Origin of the sequence: Rhodococcus sp. 05-340-2, assembly GCF_002258915.1 — a bacterium.
In the GTDB taxonomy this organism is placed as follows: domain Bacteria; phylum Actinomycetota; class Actinomycetes; order Mycobacteriales; family Mycobacteriaceae; genus Rhodococcoides.
Genome location: NZ_NOYU01000004.1, coordinates 1 through 17,197 on the forward strand (window position 1 = coordinate 1; position 17,197 = coordinate 17,197).

Sequence of the window (17,197 nt, forward strand, 5' to 3'; positions counted from 1 at the left end):
ATTCGAGGAGAAGTCGATGTCAATCACCGCGTTGGGATATCTGGGAGTCAGCTCGCCGCGATACCAGGACTGGAGGGAATTCGGCGGCGCAGTACTCGGCGCCCAGGTCACCGACGACGGCCCCGACGGCGCAGTACGACTGCGCATCGACGACGTCGACTGGAGAGTACAGATCCACCCCGGCGAGCAGGACCGCCTCGAATACATCGGCTGGCTCGCCCACTCGGAAAAGGACCTCCCCGCACTCGTCGACACCCTCGCCGGCGTCGGTATCGAAGCCTCCTGGGGCTCACGCGAACTCGCCGAATCACGAGGCGTGTTCACCCTGATCACCTTCACCGACCCCTGGGGCTTCTCCCACGAAGTCGCCTGGGGCCAAACACGATCGGCATCAGGATTCATCCCCGGCCGACCCATGTCCGGATTCGTCACCGGAGCCCAAGGCCTCGGCCACGTCGTACTGATCCTCCCCGACGTCGACGCCGGCCACACCTTCTTCACCGAGACCCTCGGCTTCGAGTTCTCCGACGCCATCATCGACCCCACCATCGGAGACCCCGAACACGGCTTCTACGGCCGCTTCTACCACGTCAACGCCCGACACCACACCCTCGCACTGGTCAACGGCCCACCCCACCTCGCAGGACTGCACCACCTCATGCTCCAAGTCCGCAGCATCGACGACATGGGCACCGCCCACGGCCTCCTCGACCGACACAACGTCCCCGAAACCCTCGGAATCGGACGCCACACCAACGACGAAATGGTGTCCTTCTACTGCACCACCCCCTCCCTGTTCAACATCGAATACGGATACGACGGAATCGAACTCGACACCGACCACACCCCCAAACTCTTCGGCCGCGGATCGATCTGGGGACACAAACTCAACCCCGAATCCCGACACCGCGCACCCGGCCTCATGCACCCCCTCCCCACCCCCACCACATAACCCACACCGAATCGGCGAAAGAATCACCAGTGACAACCGGCAACGACGCTCGTATCGCAATACTCGGCTATGGAGGCATCGGTACCGTTGTTGCACAACGATTGTCCGAGGGCGTGATCGAAGGGGCCCGGCTGACCGCGATCGTCAGCCGAGCCCCTGTGGCGCAGCCCCCTGCGCCGATCATGAGTATCGAGGGCGCAATCGAGCGTGCCGATATCGTGATCGAGTGCGCTGGGATCACGGCGGTCCGTGATCATGCCGAGCACATCGTGTCCTCCGGTTGCGACCTGGTGGTCTCGTCCGTAGGCGCCCTGTACTACGACGGCTTGGCAGAACGGCTTGCCTGCGCTCGCGGCGGGCAGGTGCACTACACGCACGGCGCAATAGGCGGGCTCGATCTGTTGTCCACCGCGGCCGATGCCGGACCACTGACCGACGTCGTCGTCCGGAGCACGAAGCTCCCCACGACGCTTCTCCAACCGTGGATGACCACATCTCAGTCAGCTCGCGTGGCCAACGTGTCGAAGCGTCTGCGTATCTTTCGCGGTAGCCCACAGGAGGCGGTACATCACTTTCCTGCGTCGCTGAACGTGGCCGCGGCCGTCGATCACGCTGTCCACGGGGCCGGTGAGGTCACCGTGGAGCTGTACGCCGACCCCGACGCGGCCTTCACCCGACACGAGATTGCCGCACATGGCGCATTGGGCCGCTACATGATTCGCGTCGAGAACGTCCCCAGCGACAGAAATCCTCGCACCAGCGGGATCGTGCCGTTCGCAGTGTTGAGAACCCTGGAGAATCTGATGGCGTCGCGTCGTGGATGACAGCGTTGCTGCCTCTCCACGCGTTCGACGGGCGGTGCAATATATCTTGACGCTAAGACATTTTGCGGTTAGATTCATGGTCCGGGGCACGCCAGCAGTTCAGTGTTCTATCCCCGGACATTCATACCGAAGAAACGGAATCTGATGCGATGACGCTCTCCTCCCTCGGCGACGAATACCTTGCCACTGTGCCCACCGGTCGATCGGTGACCCCGCACTGGGAAAGCGGTGCCGAATTTCGTGACGAAATTTTTGTCGGCGGCCTGTGGCGTCGCGGTACGGGCTCGCTGATCGAATCGGTCGACCCGAGTTCCGGCAAGATATTCGCGACACTGCACGGCGCTGTGGAAGCCGACGTGGACGACGCTGTCGACACCGGACTACGCGCGGTACGGCAATCCGGCTGGGCCGATCGCCTGCCACATGAGCGAGCCGCCGTTCTCCATCGAATCGGTGCACTGATCGACGCAGAAGTAGAACAGATCGCCACTCTGCAAACGATCGATACCGGTAAGACGCTGTCCGAAACTCGCGCTCTCGCTCGCAGTGCCGCAGCGACTTTCCGGTATGTGGCTGCGGCCGTGGAGACGATGGAAGGCGCGGTCACACCCTCGCGAGGCTCATACCTCACCATGAGCACCCACGAGCCCATGGGCGTCATCGGGTCCATCACCCCGTGGAACTCTCCCATCGCTTCGGACGCGCAGAAAATCGCACCGGCATTGGGCGCAGGTAATGCCGTGGTGGCCAAGCCGCCGGTGTGGGCGCCGTGGGTGACGTTGCTGTTGGCTCGTATCTGCGAGCGTGCCGGGCTCCCGGCGGGAGTGCTGTCCGTGCTACCGGGACCAGGTCGGACCGTCGGCGACGCGATCGTGCGGCATCCCGGCATCGCCAAGGTCACGTTCACCGGCGGCACCGACACCGGGCGTGCGCTGGCTCATGTCGCAGCAGAGAAACTGATGCCGATCACCCTGGAACTCGGCGGCAAGTCGCCCACCATCGTCTTCGAGGATGCCGATCTCGATCAGGCAGTCGCCGGAATCATGTTCGGCGTGTTCTCCTCGTCCGGCCAGAGCTGTATCGCAGGTTCACGGGTCTTCGTTCAGCGGTCGATTTTCGACGAGTTCGTGAACCGATTGGTCACTGCCACCAACGCCCTCGAGCTCGGGCCAGGAACCGATCCGCGTACACAAGTGGCACCGATGGTTGCGTTCAGCCACCGTGACAACGTTTCAGCGATGGTCGACGAAGCCGTATTACAAGGCGCAAAGGTCCTGTGCGGCGGCATGATTCCAGATGAACCGAGACTGGCCGACGGAGCGTACTACCTGCCGACCATCTTGAGTGTGACCGACAACAGCGCACCGATCTGCCAGCAGGAGATCTTCGGTCCGGTCGCAATCGTGCTGCCTTTCGACAACGAAAGTGACCTCGTCGATCAGGCAAACGACACAGTGTTCGGATTGGCCTGCGGGCTGTGGACCACCGACTTCCCGAGGGCATGGCGAATTGCCAAGGCAATTTCTGCGGGAACGGTGTGGGTCAACACCTACAAACAGTTCTCGATCTCGACTCCGTTCAGCGGACTCAAGGACAGCGGCCTGGGCACCGAGAAGGGCCGCGACGGTATTCGTTCGTACATGAATCAGAAAAGCATCTACATCGACACGGCCGGGCAGCCTCTGCCGTGGGCGAGAACGGCGGACAACCGATGACCGGCAGTTTCACGGCAGCGCATGCGCACCCCTACAGTCCCGCATTCGAGGTGGCCGGCTTCACCTTCGTGTCCGGAGCCCTGTCGGTCGACGAGAACGGAGTCGCCGTGGCCGGCCGACGAGAGGCCCTCGCGGCGGCCATGGCTCGACTCGAAGAACGCTTGGCGACCGTAGGCGGGCGCTTGACCGACGTCGTCAAGACCACCTACTTCGTCACCGACGTGACGTTGCGAGACGAGGCGAACACGCATTACTCCGCCGTGTTCGCCGAACCGAGACCGGCACGCTCGTTCATCGGCGTGGATTCGTTGCCTTACGGGGCGACCGTGGAGATCGAAGCAATTGCTTACCGAACCCCGTCTTCGGCGGGAAACACAGAACAGAGAGGCACGCTATGACCAGCACACAACAGCACAGCGATCTCGAATCGTTGATCGACTCATGTCTCGCCACCGGCTCGAGCCGCAACGAAGACTGGGACACCCTCGGCTTTCAGGCCGAGAAGGGCGGAGATCGCTTCCGCCGTGCGCAGATTCGCTACATCGGTTCGGGTGCCACCGGTAATCACGACGACGATTCACGAGCCCTCAAGGCCGACCATTTCACCTTCTCGAACATGCGCCTGCCGGCAGGTGCCGTCGGCCCTGAGCACACCCACCACGACGTGGAGGAAGTGTTCTACGTGCTCGAAGGCAAGCTGAAGGTATCTGTGCACGACGTCGAGGACGGTCACAAGAAGGCCAGCCGAGTCCTGGGCTACCGCGACCTGATCCGCGTGCCCGCCGGCGTCCCTCGCAGCCTCGAGAACATCGGCGAGACCGACGCACTGCTGTGCGTGATCATCGGCACCCCCAAGCCGCAGCTGCCCACCTATCCGCCCAGCTCGGAGATGTTCGGCGTCACTCGCTGACCCGGTAACCGGGCGTTCGAAGAAGAGAAGGGGCCGACCATGGCCGACAGTCGTACCGTTCGTGTGTACCAGAAGACCTGGCAAGCAGAGGGCGTCGTCGGCGTCACTCTGATCGACCCGAACGGAGCCGAGCTGCCTGCATGGGAACCCGGCGCACACATCTCTTTGCACCTTCGCGACGGACTGGTGCGTGAGTACTCGCTGTGCTCGGATCCGGATGACCGTCGCGCCTGGAGCGTGGCGGTCCTCCGAGATCCGAAATCACGCGGAGGCAGCACCTATGTGCACGACGAATTGCCCGTCGGCGCACTGATAGAAGTCAGCGGACCACGCAACGCGTTCTCACTCGAGTCGGACGCGTCGCGGTACGTTCTCGTGGCAGGCGGCATCGGCATCACACCGATTCTGGCCATGACGCGCGACCTCGACAAACGCGGCCGCAATTGGAGCCTGATCTATACGGGGCGTTCGCGGTCCACCATGGCTTTCCTGAACGAACTCGAAGCACATCCCCGAGACCGGGTGACGGTGCACGCCGACGACGAAGCCGGCACTGTTGCCGACATCGCCGCGCTGCTTGCCGACGTCGATTCCGAGACCTTGGTGTATTGCTGTGGTCCCGAACCACTGCTCGAGGCTTGTCGATCGGCACTGGTCGATCCGTCGCGACTGCGCCTGGAGCGGTTCAAAGCCCCGACCGTCGATGTGGAGCAGGGCCCGCAGGAATCGTTCGACGTCGTCGTTGTATCCACAGGACAACGCATAACGGTCGACGCGAACACCTCGGTGCTGGACGCCTTGCAATCCGGCGGAGTCGACGTCGAATCCTCGTGCACCGAGGGCATTTGCGGTACGTGCGAGATCGGTGTCGTCAAGGGTGACATCGACCACCGCGACTTCGTTCTCACTCCGGCCGAACAAGCCGGCGGAACCACCATGATCGCTTGCGTATCACGTTGTCGCTCAGCTGAACTCGTACTCGACCTGTAGAGAGAAGACTTCCATGCGTTATTCACCCGAACCTGTCGTGAAGCTACGATCACTTCGATCGGTGGCGCTCGGCGTACCGGATCCGGTTGCCGCGCGCGACTTCTATCACGAAGTGTGGGGGCTGTCCACGGTCGACGAGGACTACGACCGTTACTGGTTGCGCGCCACTGGATCCGAGCATCACGTACTGCGACTCGGAACCAGCAAGACCAACAGACTGGAGCGCGTCGCATTTGCGGTGGCCACTCGCCGTGAGATCGACGAAGCGGCCAAGCGTCTCGATGCACTCGGCGTACCCATGCTCCGGTCTCCCGGACCGATCGACGATGCAGGCGGTGGATACGGGCTTTCTCTGGTCGATCCCGAGGGACGATGCATCGAGCTCTCGACCGACACGTTCGCGGTGGTCTCGTCCGAGCCGGCCGGCCGCCGCGCCATCCCCCGCAAGCTGGCCCACGTCGTCCTCAACACCACCGCGATCGACACGATGGTCGACTTCTACACCGAAGTTCTCGGCATGCGGGTGTCCGACTGGTCCGAGCATCAGATGGTGTTCCTGAGGTGCGACACCGACCACCACGTGATCGCTTTCAATCAGGCTGTGTGGCCGTCCGTCAACCACATTGCGTACGAGATGGCCAGTATCGACCACTTCATGCGTGGCCTCGGCAGCCTCAAGCACAACGGCGTGAGCCCGCAATGGGGCCCCGGAAGGCACGGACCGGGAGACAACACTTTCTCCTACTTCACCGACCCAGCGGGATTGGTGTGCGAGTACACATCCGAGGTGGCACAGATCGACGAGGACGCCTGGCTGTGCCGGACGTGGAAGCGCGTTCCCGAGCTCTCGGACCAGTGGGGAACAGCAGGACCCCCCACCACTACCGTTCGCACTGCGATGGCAGGAGTCGTGGACCTCGGCCACAGCCACCTACCGGCGAACCCCGGATACTTCCTGATCGATTCGACCGTTTCGCCACTCGCTACAACTGCATCGTGAGTAACGCGCCTGCGGACGTACCCGTCTCCGGATGCACACTGTGGACGTCTCGCGGTGGCGTCGCACTCCACGTGCGGGGCAGTGGCGAACCGGTGCTGTTGCTGCACGGAATCGGCAGCACCGCCCAGTCCTGCGCAGAGTTGGCTCAGCAGCTCTCCGCTCTGGGTTGGCGTACCTACTGCTGGGATGCGCCCGGTTACGGTGAGTCTGCGGACCCGACATCGGAACTCGTCGATCACACGCAGGTGGTACTCGACCTGCTCGACGAGCTCGAGCTCGATACCGTTCACCTGTTCGGCAGCTCGTGGGGCGGCGTGATCGCCATGGAGACCGCCCTGCGGTCCCCGGATCGTGTCGCCTCCTTGACCGTCGCGGACAGCACCCGAGGTTCGGGTGTCACCCCCGACAAAGCACGGGCGATGCGAGCTCGCGTCAACGAGCTACGAACCGAGGGATCGGAGTCGTTCGCTGCCCGCCGGGCCCCGCGACTCGTATCACCAAGCGCCACAACGCAGGTACTGCGCGCGGTCGAGACCGAGATGTCTCGGGTCCGAGTGGCCGGCTACCTCCCTGCCGTCGAGTACATGGCAACCCACGATCTCGGTCCACAACTGCATCGCCTCGACGCCCCGACATTGGTGCTCGTCGGTGAGGACGACATCGTGACCGGCGTCCCCGAATCACTGTTGCTGTCCCGGGCCATTCCCGATGCTCGATTCGGACTCGTTGTCGGCGCAGGCCATGCCGCGGTCCACGAGCGTCCGGACGTGCTGGCCGTGCACATGACGGACTTTCTCACCGAACACACAGTCGTAGCCGCCGCCAATCGTGATCGATCGAGGTAGAAACCATGGATCTACAACTGTCACACCGCACCGTTCTCGTCACCGGGGCCAGTTCGGGTGTCGGGCTGGCGACCACCCGGATGCTGCTCGAAGAAGGTGCCAACGTGGCAGCCTGCGCGCGGGATCTGCCTCGGCTTCGTTCGGCTGTATCGGCGCTCGGCGACATCGATCACGAACGTGTGCATCTTCATGCCGGCGACGTCACCGACAGCGAGTCGATGCAGGAATTCGCTCGATCGACGGCCGCACGATTCGGCGGCGTGGATGGGGTCGTGTGCAACGCCGGTCGTTCCTTGATGGCGCCCTTGGCCGAGACGAGCGACCAGCAGATCCGCGACGAAATCGAGCTCAAGATCTTCGGTTCTCTGAACGTCGTCCGCGGAGCGCACACATTCCTCGTCGATTCCCCCTCGGCCTCTGTGGTCAACGTCAATGCCATCCTCGCCCATCAGCCCGAGTCGCGATTGGCGGCAACCTCCGCGGCACGCGCAGCGTTGCTCAATCTCACGCATTCGATGGCTGCCGATCTCGCCGCTGACGACATCAGGGTCAATTCGGTACTGCTCGGTCTCGTCGACACCGGGCAGTGGCGCAAGCGATTCGAGGCATCCGATACCACAACCGACTACCGAACCTGGAGTGCCGACATTGCGACCGACAGGGGGATCGCGCTCGGTCGCTTCGGAACCGCCGAGGAGGTCGCGTTTCACATCGTCACGCTGCTTTCGCCGCTCAGCAGCTATACGACGGGGACCGCAATTGCGGTGGGCGGCGGAATCTCACGCTACGTCTAGCCCTCCTGGCCGCGTTCGCAACCACCTACATCTACGGAGAATCATGACAGCACACAGCGAGGGCTCACGCCGGGAACCGACCGGAGGAGACGTACTCGTCCAGGTCATGCGCAGACACGGAATCGACACTGCATTCGGCGTGATCAGCATCCACAACCTGCCACTCGTAGAGGCAGTGGCACGCGAGCTCAACTACGTCGAGATGCGCCACGAAGCTGCGGTCGTCAACGCTGCAGACGGATATGCCCGAGCCAGCGGCAAGATCGGCGTCGCACTCACCAGTACCGGAACAGGTGCAGGCAACGCCGCCGGATCGATGCTCGAAGCCCTCACCGCGGGGAGTCGCGTCCTCCACATCACCGGACAGATAGACAGCCCCTATCTCGGATCAGGCCGCGGAGTCATCCACGAGGTGCCGAAACAGCTGCAGATGCTCGATGCCGTCTCGAAGTTCGCCAAGACCATCGTCGAGGCCAAGGGCGTCGAGGCCGACCTCGAAGAGGCGATCGCGCACATTCTGTCCTCTCCGACCGGTCCCGCCAGCGTCGAATGGCCCTCGGACCTGCAATATCTGGCACGTCCACAGGACCAACGTCCGTTCTCCGTCACCACTGCGGATCCCATCGAATTCGACGAATCCGAGATCGCACGCGCTGTAGACCTGCTTGCGGCAGCGCGGCGGCCACTGATCTGGGTGGGTGGAGGGGCTGCCGCGGCGAAGCGTCCGCTGACGTCGATCCTGCACAAACTCGGGGCGGGGCTACTCACCAGCAACTCCGGTCGCGCCGTAGTCGGCGAGGACGACGACCTGGTGATCGGAAATTTCGCATCGGATCCCCGCCTCGGCTCCATTCTCGCCGAGGCCGACGTGTTGCTGGCGGTGGGAACACATTTCCGATCCAACGAGACCAAGAGCTACACATTGGCGTTGCCGGACAACATTGTTCAGGTCGACATCGACCCCGCAGCGATCGGACGTGTCTACCCGGCCGCGGCGGGGATAGTCGGTGACGCCACCGCAGTCCTCACCGCAGTCGATGCGAAGCTGACGGAAGCAGCAACGGATGCTACCTGGCCGATCGAGATGACACGCACTCGAAATCTCGTACGCAAGGACCTGAACGAGTACATCGGCGGTTACGCCGATATCTGCCGAGCAATCCGACAGGTCCTCCCCCGAGAGTCGGTCGTGGCCCGCGATGTGACCATTCCTTCCAGCCAGTGGGGGAATCGACTTCTCGATTTCTACGAGAGGGAAACCAACATCTTTCCGTTGGGCGGGGGTATCGGCCAGGGACTGGCCATGGGGATCGGTGCATCCAGGGCGCGCCGAGACGTGCCGACAGTCGTCATTGCAGGAGATGGCGGTTTGGCCGTTCACCTCGGCGAACTCGCATCATTGGCCGGCACCGAGGCATGGTTGATCGTGTTGCTGTTCAACGACGGCGGCTACGGTGTGTTGCGAAATATGCAGGAAGCGAACGGATTGGACCGGGCGGGGGTCGATCTCTTCACACCGCGATTCGACCTTCTCGCAGCGTCGATGGACATGCATTACGACCTTGTCCGTAGCACTGATCACTTCGAGGACACGTTCTCGGCGGCGGTTCGCCTACGCCGACCGGTACTGATCGAAGTAGATGTCACCGCACTTGAGCCTGCCCCGGGGGCCTTCACACCCCCGGTTCACATCCCGACTCACAGTCAGTAGAACTTCGACACTCGTGGCGACACAGAAGTGGCCCCTATCGCAAGTTACTTGCGATAGGGGCCACTTCTGCTCTAGCCTGCAATAAGAGATGCGATACGAGCCCCGGGCTCGCGCCGTCGCTCGACTACGCATCGCCGTTTCTGGCTAGTGCGCCGATACACCCAGCCGCCCGACCACGCTCTGACACTCAGGAGTTCGACTGTGTCGCAACACTTATCAGCTATCGATCGGCTTGCTGCGCGACAGTCCGAAGCGGTCGATTCACGGCTGCATCCAGCTGCCGGCCTCCGACGCCAAATCAACAAGGTATTCCCCACCCACTGGTCTTTCCTGCTCGGCGAGATCGCCCTGTACAGCTTCGTGGTCCTGCTGATATCCGGCGTCTACCTGACTCTGTTCTTCGATCCTTCACTGAGCGAGGTCGTGTACGACGGCGCGTACACCCCGCTCAACGGGGTGACCATGTCACGTGCCTACGCCACCACCCTGAACATCTCGTTCGAGGTGCGGGGCGGTCTGTTCATGCGCCAGATCCACCACTGGTCAGCGCTGATGTTCGCTGCGTCGATCATCGTGCACATGATGCGGGTGTTCTTCACCGGTGCATTCCGGCGTCCCCGCGAGGCCAACTGGGTCATCGGCTGCCTGCTTCTCATTCTGGCGATGTTCGAGGGCTTCTTCGGATACTCCCTCCCCGACGACCTCCTCTCGGGCACCGGCCTCCGCGCCGCATTCGGCGGTATCACCATGAGCATCCCGATCATCGGAACCTGGATGCACTGGCTGATCTTCGACGGCGACTTCCCCGGCACAGTCATCATTCCGCGCTTGTATGTGGCCCATGTTCTCTTGGTGCCTGCGATCATCCTGGCGTTGATCGCTGCTCACCTGGCGATGGTCTGGTACCAGAAACACACGCAGTTCCCCGGACCAGGACGCACCGAGAAGAACGTCGTCGGCGTACGGATCCTCCCGGTCTTCGCGGTCAAGTCCGGTGCCTTCTTCGCCGTGACGTTCGGTGTACTGGCCTTGATGGGTGGACTGCTGCAGATCAATCCAGTATGGAACCTCGGTCCCTACAACCCATCCCAGGTCTCGGCAGGATCGCAGCCCGACTTCTACATGATGTGGACCGACGGATTTCTCCGACTGTGGCCGGCCTGGGAGATCTATATCGCAGGTCGCTACACCATCCCGGCAGCGTTTGCGGCGATCGTCCTGATGACCGTCGTGTTCGTGTCCATGTTCGCCTACCCGTGGATAGAGAAGCGTCTGACCGGGGACACCGCCCACCACAATCTGCTCCAGCGTCCCCGAGACGTCCCGGTGCGTACTGCAATCGGTGCTATGGCGATCGCGTTCTACGTCGTGCTGACACTGTCCTGCAACAACGATTTGATCGCGTACAAGTTCAATATTTCGCTCAACGCGCTCACCTGGGCCGGGCGTATCGCGATGCTGATCATTCCTCCGATCGCGTATTTCGTTGCTTACAGATTCTGCATCGGCCTGCAACGTAGCGATCGAGCAGTGCTCGAACACGGCATCGAGACGGGCATCGTTCGCCGACTGCCCACCGGGGCGTACATCGAGATTCATCAGCCACTCGGCGAGATCGACGAACACGGCCATGCTCGACCGTTGAGCTACCAGGGAGCTCCGGTACCGAAGAAGATGAACAAACTCGGATCTGCCGGGCGACCGGGCTCAGGGAGCCTCTTGACACCCGATCCGATCGAGGAACACGCAGGTCTCGAGCATGCCGAGCATGCAAGTGAGCGGCGCCAACTGGAGATGTTGCTCGACTACCAGAAGGCAACCCAGCATTCGGATGACGACTCCGGTTCTCGATCACGACCGGCCGATACCGAATGAGCTCCGCCGACGCGTACACCGAACACCGCATTCTTGCTCGACGGCGAGAACGCAGATTCCAAGCGACCATGCGATTGCTGACGGTCATTCAGACGACGCTCACCCTCGCGATCTCCGCTGCGCTCGCGTCGGTCGACTGGTACGCAGCCGCCGCAACGATGGGACTGCTCGGAGCGCTGTGCATCGCGGGAATTCGGTGGTTACGAAAGTCAGGATTTGCCGTCGACGGTGCCGGGCAGCCGATTACCGGAGCGGATGCAGACTCTGCCGCCCGTTACCGAATGCACATCACGGCCGAGTGAATCGATCACCGCTGCAGTCGATTCACAATTTTCGGGGTAGCTCGCCGGTCCGATTTCGCCTCCTTGGGCAAGACCACAGGATCGTGAACAGCGGCTTCACTTCGACATTCGGGAGCGCGCCTTGTCGCGTTGACATGGGACTGTGCCGTCACTGTCCGAGTGCGGCGCACGCCACACGATGCAGTCGGTGTGACAAATCCTTCTTACTGTGATGCCACGTAGACAGTAACGGCTCTCTCGTTGATTCTTGTACCGCCTGCAAGAGGAGGCGATCAGCGAGGGGACAGCATGGAGATCAGCCGTAGACGCGCGCTGCAGGCCGCAGCACTACTGGGCGTGGGCGGAGCATCCGCGTTTTTATCCGGGGCACGCCCCGCTACCGCAGCGCCGGTTCTCGACCCCGTCTACCGAGCCTTCGTACCCGAACTGTGGAACGAGCCGCTGCGCGCACCCGCGCACTCCGAATCGATCATCGTCGGCTCCGGGTTCGGAGCTGCAGTCGCCGCGCGTCGACTGACCGAATCCGGGTCCTCGGTCACCATCCTCGAACGCGGATCGCAGTGGCCGCTCGACGCGCGACGGCAGATATTCGCCAACGATTTCGCGCCGGACGGCCGGGCCTTCTGGCGGCGCGGTGGCCCGGCCCCGTTGACCGGTCTGCCGATGGTCCCGACCGATCGATTCGGTGGCATTTTCGACGTCACAGAGCACGGCTCCATCGACGTCTGGCGCGCTGCGGCCGTCGGCGGTGGCTCGCTGGTGTTCACCGGCGTCATGATCGCCCCCGAACGACGATTCTTCGACTCGCTCTTCGGCTCCACGGTCTCGTACGACGAGATGGACCGAATCTACTATCCGCGAGTGCGTTCGGCGCTGCGGCTCTCGCCCATGCCCGACGACGTCTATGCCTCCGTCCCCTTCACTCATTCCCGCATCTGGGACGCGCAGGCGCGACGAGCCGGATACACGCCCAGCCGCATAGACGGCATCTGGAACTGGGACGTGGTACGCGCGGAACTGTCCGGCGCTGCACGGCCGTCGGCGACCATCGGCGAATCGAACCTCGGAAACTCCAACGGTGCCAAGTTCGACCTGACCCAGAACTACCTCGCCGACGCACAACGCACCACTCGCGCGACAATTCATGCGCGACACGAGGTGACATCGGTCGGTCGGGCCGCCGATGGCCGGTACGTCCTCGAGGTCGACATTCTCGACCCCACCGCATCGGTCGTCGAATCCCGAACCCTGACCTGCGACCGTCTGTTTCTCGGGGCGGGATCGATGGGCACCTCCGAGCTGCTGGTCGCGGCCCGGGACACCGGCGCGCTGCCCGACCTCAACGAACACGTCGGGCAGGGATGGGGTACCAACGGCGATGCCGCTCTGGTGCGCGGTATGACCCCGGAAGGCAACGGCATCGTGCAGGCGTCACCGTCGGCATCGCGCATCTTCGACGAGTCGGGAACCCCGCTCACCCTCGAGAACTGGTACGTCCCCGGCTCACCCATCGACATGTCCCTCATCGGCTCGCTCGGAATGGTGCTCGACCCGACCCGCGGTGAGTTCGTCTACGATCGCGCGGCTAGAAAGACCCAGTTGCGCTGGCCCGAACAGGGCAACAGGTACGTCGAAGACGCACTGCGCGCCGTGCACGATCGCATCGCCCACACCTCGGGAGTCGGAACCGGCTTCCCGCTCCTGCGAGTCCCCGACGTCAATGCGTCGTTCACTGCACATCCTCTCGGTGGCGCGGTGCTGGGCAAGGCAACGGACGGATACGGGCGCGTGGTCGGCTACGACGGCCTCTACATCGTCGACGGCTCGCTGATCCCGGGAAGCACCGGAGCCGTCAATCCTTCACTGACCATCGCCGCTCTCGCGGAACGAAACATCGAAGAGATCATCGCCACGGGAGGCTGAGGACGACGAGGACCTGTGCACCGGCCAACGGAATCAGCCGACCTACGACGGGGATCCGGCGAGGACAGGGGCTTCCTCGCTTCCGACGCTCTGCCTCCCCAAAGCGACGCCCAGTGCCCGCACCAGGCCGTCGACGTCGAAACCGTGCACAGCCTTCCACGCAACGTGACCGTCGGGACGGACAAGAATGCACCCGTCGTCCTGGACACCCCGGACCTTCGCCCATTCGCCGAGGAAGTCTCGCGAACCCCCTGCGCCGCCGATGATCTGGGTGACGATCACCAGTCCGTATTCGGCACGAATGCGCTCGGCCGCGGTCTCCCATCCGTCTCCCTCACGGCCGACGATCAGAGTGAACTTGCCGTGTCCCACGAGATCGACTGTGGATACCCGCCGACGACCGCACTCGACCCAGGCGTGGGGCAAGTGATGCCCGGGTTCGGTCGACGGAATGTAGAGCACTCCATCAGGATTCGGTGCTTCCCCGACCGATTCCGGCGCTCCCGGAACGTCGTATCGATAGCCCAGCTCGATTGCATGAGCGTTGAAGCTGAAATCCATCGTGTCTCGGAACCGTGCGATGGTTTCTCGCAGTTGCCGACCACGCGGGCTGTTCTCCTCGATCGAGTTGACGATCTCCCACTTCTCCTCGGTACTGAGGCCGGGAACGATACCGAGTTGAGGCGCCAACGAAAACACCATCTGGAGAGACTCCCAGGCACGGTCGACGATCTGCCGGCCGACCGGAGCACGCTCGGTACTGTAGGTATCGAGAAGTGTCGGTGTTGCAACACCATCGATGACGAGCGCAAGCTTCCACGCGAGGTTGTACCCGTCGGCGATCGAAGTGTTGCTGCCCAGTCCGTTGGTCGGTGGATGTTGGTGTACCGCATCGCCCGCACAGAACACTCGCCCTGCCGAATATTGTTCGGCCGCAGCATGGTTCACTCCCCATGTACTCACGTGCTTGATTTCGATCTCGACGAGCGGGTCTCCCACCGACCTTCTTACGTTCTCCAGCACTACTTCGTGGGAGGGAGGCTCGGGATCCGTCACACCCCACCCTGCGATCCACTCGTCGTATCCGTCCACGAGGATCCATGTGCAGTGATCGTTGTCGGCACCCCAGTACAGTGCCCCGGGCCGGTGCGCGACATACCTGCTCAGATCTGCCTTGATCCAGGCGAAGGAGAATCGCGCCAGGTCGAACTCGCCACGTACCTCGAGTCCCGCGTCCCTGAGCACTCGGCTCTTTGCGCCGTCTGCTCCGATCAAGTAGTCGGCGCGAACGGCATATCGACGCCCTGAGTGCCGCTCGAGAATCTTCGCATCGACCCCCTGTGCATCCTGCTCCAACGAGAGAAATTCGTGCCCGAATCTCAGATCGACGAGCCCGGTTGCCACGGCGGCGTCGGCGAGGATCGGCTCGAGTTGGTGCTGGAACAGGTCGACCGGCAAATGGCGGCTGGCCTGACGGTATCGGGCCTGATCGGCCGTGCCGGCACCCCACGCGGTGGTGCGCAGAATTTCGGGTCCGCCCAAAGTGAGGAGCCAAATGTTGTACGGGAGATCTTCGAGGAGTCGACCGGCCTCACCGACCTGCTGCTCGACACCCAGGTCGGCCAAGATTTCCAGTGTCCGCTGATTGGTGATGTGCGCGCGGGGGGTGTGGGCAAGTCCCGCATAGCGCGTGACAACAATGCTGCGGATGCCGGAGCGGGCCAGCGCGAGGGCGGACGTCAGCCCTGCCGGTCCGGAACCGACGATGAGCACAGGGGCCTTCTCTGCCCTGACGTCGATCGGCGTTCCATCGAGAGTGTCTGTGTCGTGACTCGACATATGAAAAGATCCTGACTGTGTGCGATCGCCATCTGGCGAATCGAATCTTCTGTCTTCCAACATGTTTCACTTAGGTGATGCGCGCCACAACTCGGATGTTCCGATCGGCGGAACCGGAGCGGCGGAGGGCGTCGTCCACCGGGGGTGCGTGGACCTCGGCACCGGTCGGTTCACGCCGTGATGGTCGTTGCGGCAACGGGATCGGCTACGCCTACCGTGCGCATCCTGCCGAGCACAACGATGATCACCAAGGCGGCGAGCACGGGGATGCACGCGAGCAGCACTATCGTGCTTGTGGAGGTTCCGAGCCCGATCAGCGCACCGCCGACGACGGGGCCGACCACCGACCCCAAGCGGCCCATCGAGCAGGTCCAACCGACGCCCGTCGCCGCGGTGCCTTGCGGATACATCGTTACCGCAACTGCCGCCTGCCCGAGCATGCCCCCTTGGAGGCCGAGGCCCACTCCGCCGAACACAAGCAGAAGCAAAGCCTTGTCCGGTCCGAGATAGGCAGAAATGGTGAGGAAGACGGCGGCCGCCACAGTAGTGAACGTCAGGATCGAGGTCAGTCGAAACTTGGTCAGCCCGACGACAAGGATGGCTGCACCCACGATGCTGCCGACTCCGAGCGCTGCCGATCCGAGCGGGGCCAGGCTGGTGGTGAAACCGTAGCTGACCAGCAACGTCGGTAGCCACGACGAGAAGATGTAGTACACCGAGAACACCAGGAACGAGAAGATCCACAAAAGCACTGTGCGCGTGCGGACTTCGGGATCGAAGAGCCGAGCCAACGATGCCTTGTGTTTGGCATCGGATACGGGGATTCGACCGATGACGGTGCGCTCGTCCGGAAGACCGATCCACAGGAACGGGAACAATACCGCCGCGGCAACAGCTCCGGCAATGAAGACCGACGACCACCCGAAGTGCCCGATCAACTGGCTACCGGCCACACCGGCAATCAGTGCACCGACCGCCATTCCCATCCCCACCAGGACCGCGATCGACTGGCGAATACGCTCAGGGTTGAGGACGGTCGCCTGCGTGATTGCCGCCGGCATGACAGCACCCAGACCGAGGCCCGTGAGAAGCCGCAATGCCGTCAATTCGGTGACATTGCTCGCCCACGCCGTCAGTAAGGTCCCCAACGTGAAGAGCGCAACAGCTGCCAACATGACATTCCGACAGCCGAACCGCGCGATCAACCGGCCGACCATGATGAAACCGAGGGCACTTCCGAGGCTCGTCAGAGAAAGAGCCGGCGTGAAGTGTGAAGCGGGCACACCCCACTCGCGTGACAGCGAGGGAACCGACAACCCGAGCGCGATGGTGTCGTAGCCGTCGAGTACGCAGGCCAGTAGCGCCAGCGCAAGTACCGGCCAGTTCGTCCGCACTATGTCGGTGCCACCGGTCGTTGTCGTGTTTGGATCGATCATGACGCGTCCTCCAGTGCTGCGTGTCCGCTCAGACTAGGCGCGCGAAAGCCAAGGTAGCTTATCGCTCAGACATCTCAGATA

Annotated in this window: 15 protein-coding genes; 13 read left to right on the plus strand and 2 right to left on the minus strand. The window is 62.9% G+C overall.

Annotated features, from left to right (window positions below):
• The 13 genes from CH271_RS00435 to CH271_RS00495 all read left to right on the plus strand — a co-directional run.
• Positions 1–952: VOC family protein (locus CH271_RS00435; protein WP_218830231.1), on the plus strand; the 952-nt coding region annotated here is incomplete at its 5' end.
• 29 nt (positions 953–981) lie between these two features.
• The gene (locus CH271_RS28630) at positions 982–1,776 is read left to right on the plus strand and encodes an aspartate dehydrogenase domain-containing protein (RefSeq protein ID WP_094632013.1); all 795 of its coding nucleotides are present in this window, start codon (positions 982–984) and stop codon (positions 1,774–1,776) included.
• A gap of 149 nt (positions 1,777–1,925) precedes the next feature.
• Positions 1,926–3,491 carry an aldehyde dehydrogenase gene (locus CH271_RS00445; protein WP_094632015.1) on the plus strand — a complete coding sequence of 522 codons (1,566 nt, stop codon included), beginning with the start codon at positions 1,926–1,928 and terminating at the stop codon, positions 3,489–3,491.
• The gene (locus CH271_RS00450; RefSeq protein ID WP_094632057.1) at positions 3,488–3,889 is read left to right on the plus strand and encodes a RidA family protein; all 402 of its coding nucleotides are present in this window, start codon (positions 3,488–3,490) and stop codon (positions 3,887–3,889) included. Before CH271_RS00445 ends, CH271_RS00450 begins: the two co-directional genes overlap by 4 nt.
• Positions 3,886–4,401 (plus strand): cupin domain-containing protein, encoded by a 516-nt coding sequence (locus CH271_RS00455; RefSeq protein WP_094632017.1) that lies wholly within the window; start codon positions 3,886–3,888, stop codon positions 4,399–4,401. The genes CH271_RS00450 and CH271_RS00455 overlap by 4 nt, the downstream gene beginning before the upstream one ends.
• 39 nt (positions 4,402–4,440) lie before the next feature.
• Positions 4,441–5,391, plus strand: coding sequence for a PDR/VanB family oxidoreductase (locus CH271_RS00460; RefSeq protein WP_094632019.1), 951 nt, complete (start codon positions 4,441–4,443; stop codon positions 5,389–5,391).
• Positions 5,392–5,404: 13 nt separating this feature from the next.
• A complete protein-coding gene (locus CH271_RS00465; RefSeq protein WP_094632021.1) occupies positions 5,405–6,391 on the plus strand; it encodes a VOC family protein in 987 nt (328 codons plus the stop codon).
• Positions 6,388–7,236, plus strand: coding sequence for an alpha/beta fold hydrolase (locus CH271_RS00470; RefSeq protein WP_256986106.1), 849 nt, complete (start codon positions 6,388–6,390; stop codon positions 7,234–7,236). Before CH271_RS00465 ends, CH271_RS00470 begins: the two co-directional genes overlap by 4 nt.
• A gap of 5 nt (positions 7,237–7,241) precedes the next feature.
• On the plus strand, positions 7,242–8,030 hold the full coding sequence (locus CH271_RS00475; RefSeq protein WP_094632023.1) for an SDR family oxidoreductase: 789 nt from the start codon (positions 7,242–7,244) through the stop codon (positions 8,028–8,030).
• 43 nt (positions 8,031–8,073) lie between these two features.
• Positions 8,074–9,741: a thiamine pyrophosphate-binding protein gene (locus CH271_RS00480; protein ID WP_094632025.1), complete on the plus strand. Its 1,668-nt coding sequence runs from the start codon at positions 8,074–8,076 to the stop codon at positions 9,739–9,741.
• Between the two features lie 201 nt (positions 9,742–9,942).
• The gene (gene qcrB / locus CH271_RS00485) at positions 9,943–11,616 is read left to right on the plus strand and encodes a cytochrome bc1 complex cytochrome b subunit (protein WP_094632027.1); all 1,674 of its coding nucleotides are present in this window, start codon (positions 9,943–9,945) and stop codon (positions 11,614–11,616) included.
• Entirely contained in the window at positions 11,613–11,918 is a 306-nt protein-coding gene (locus CH271_RS00490; RefSeq protein WP_094632029.1) for a hypothetical protein, read from the plus strand. Before qcrB ends, CH271_RS00490 begins: the two co-directional genes overlap by 4 nt.
• 288 nt (positions 11,919–12,206) lie before the next feature.
• On the plus strand, positions 12,207–13,841 hold the full coding sequence (locus CH271_RS00495; protein WP_179274795.1) for a GMC oxidoreductase: 1,635 nt from the start codon (positions 12,207–12,209) through the stop codon (positions 13,839–13,841).
• Between the two features lie 42 nt (positions 13,842–13,883).
• On the opposite strand, the gene CH271_RS00500 is transcribed toward CH271_RS00495, so the two are convergent.
• Complete coding sequence (locus CH271_RS00500) at positions 13,884–15,680, minus strand: FAD-dependent monooxygenase (protein ID WP_179274796.1); 1,797 nt, start codon at positions 15,678–15,680, stop codon at positions 13,884–13,886.
• 170 nt (positions 15,681–15,850) lie between these two features.
• On the minus strand, positions 15,851–17,116 hold the full coding sequence (locus CH271_RS00505; protein WP_094632033.1) for an MFS transporter: 1,266 nt from the start codon (positions 17,114–17,116) through the stop codon (positions 15,851–15,853).
• Positions 17,117–17,197 lie beyond the last annotated feature (81 nt).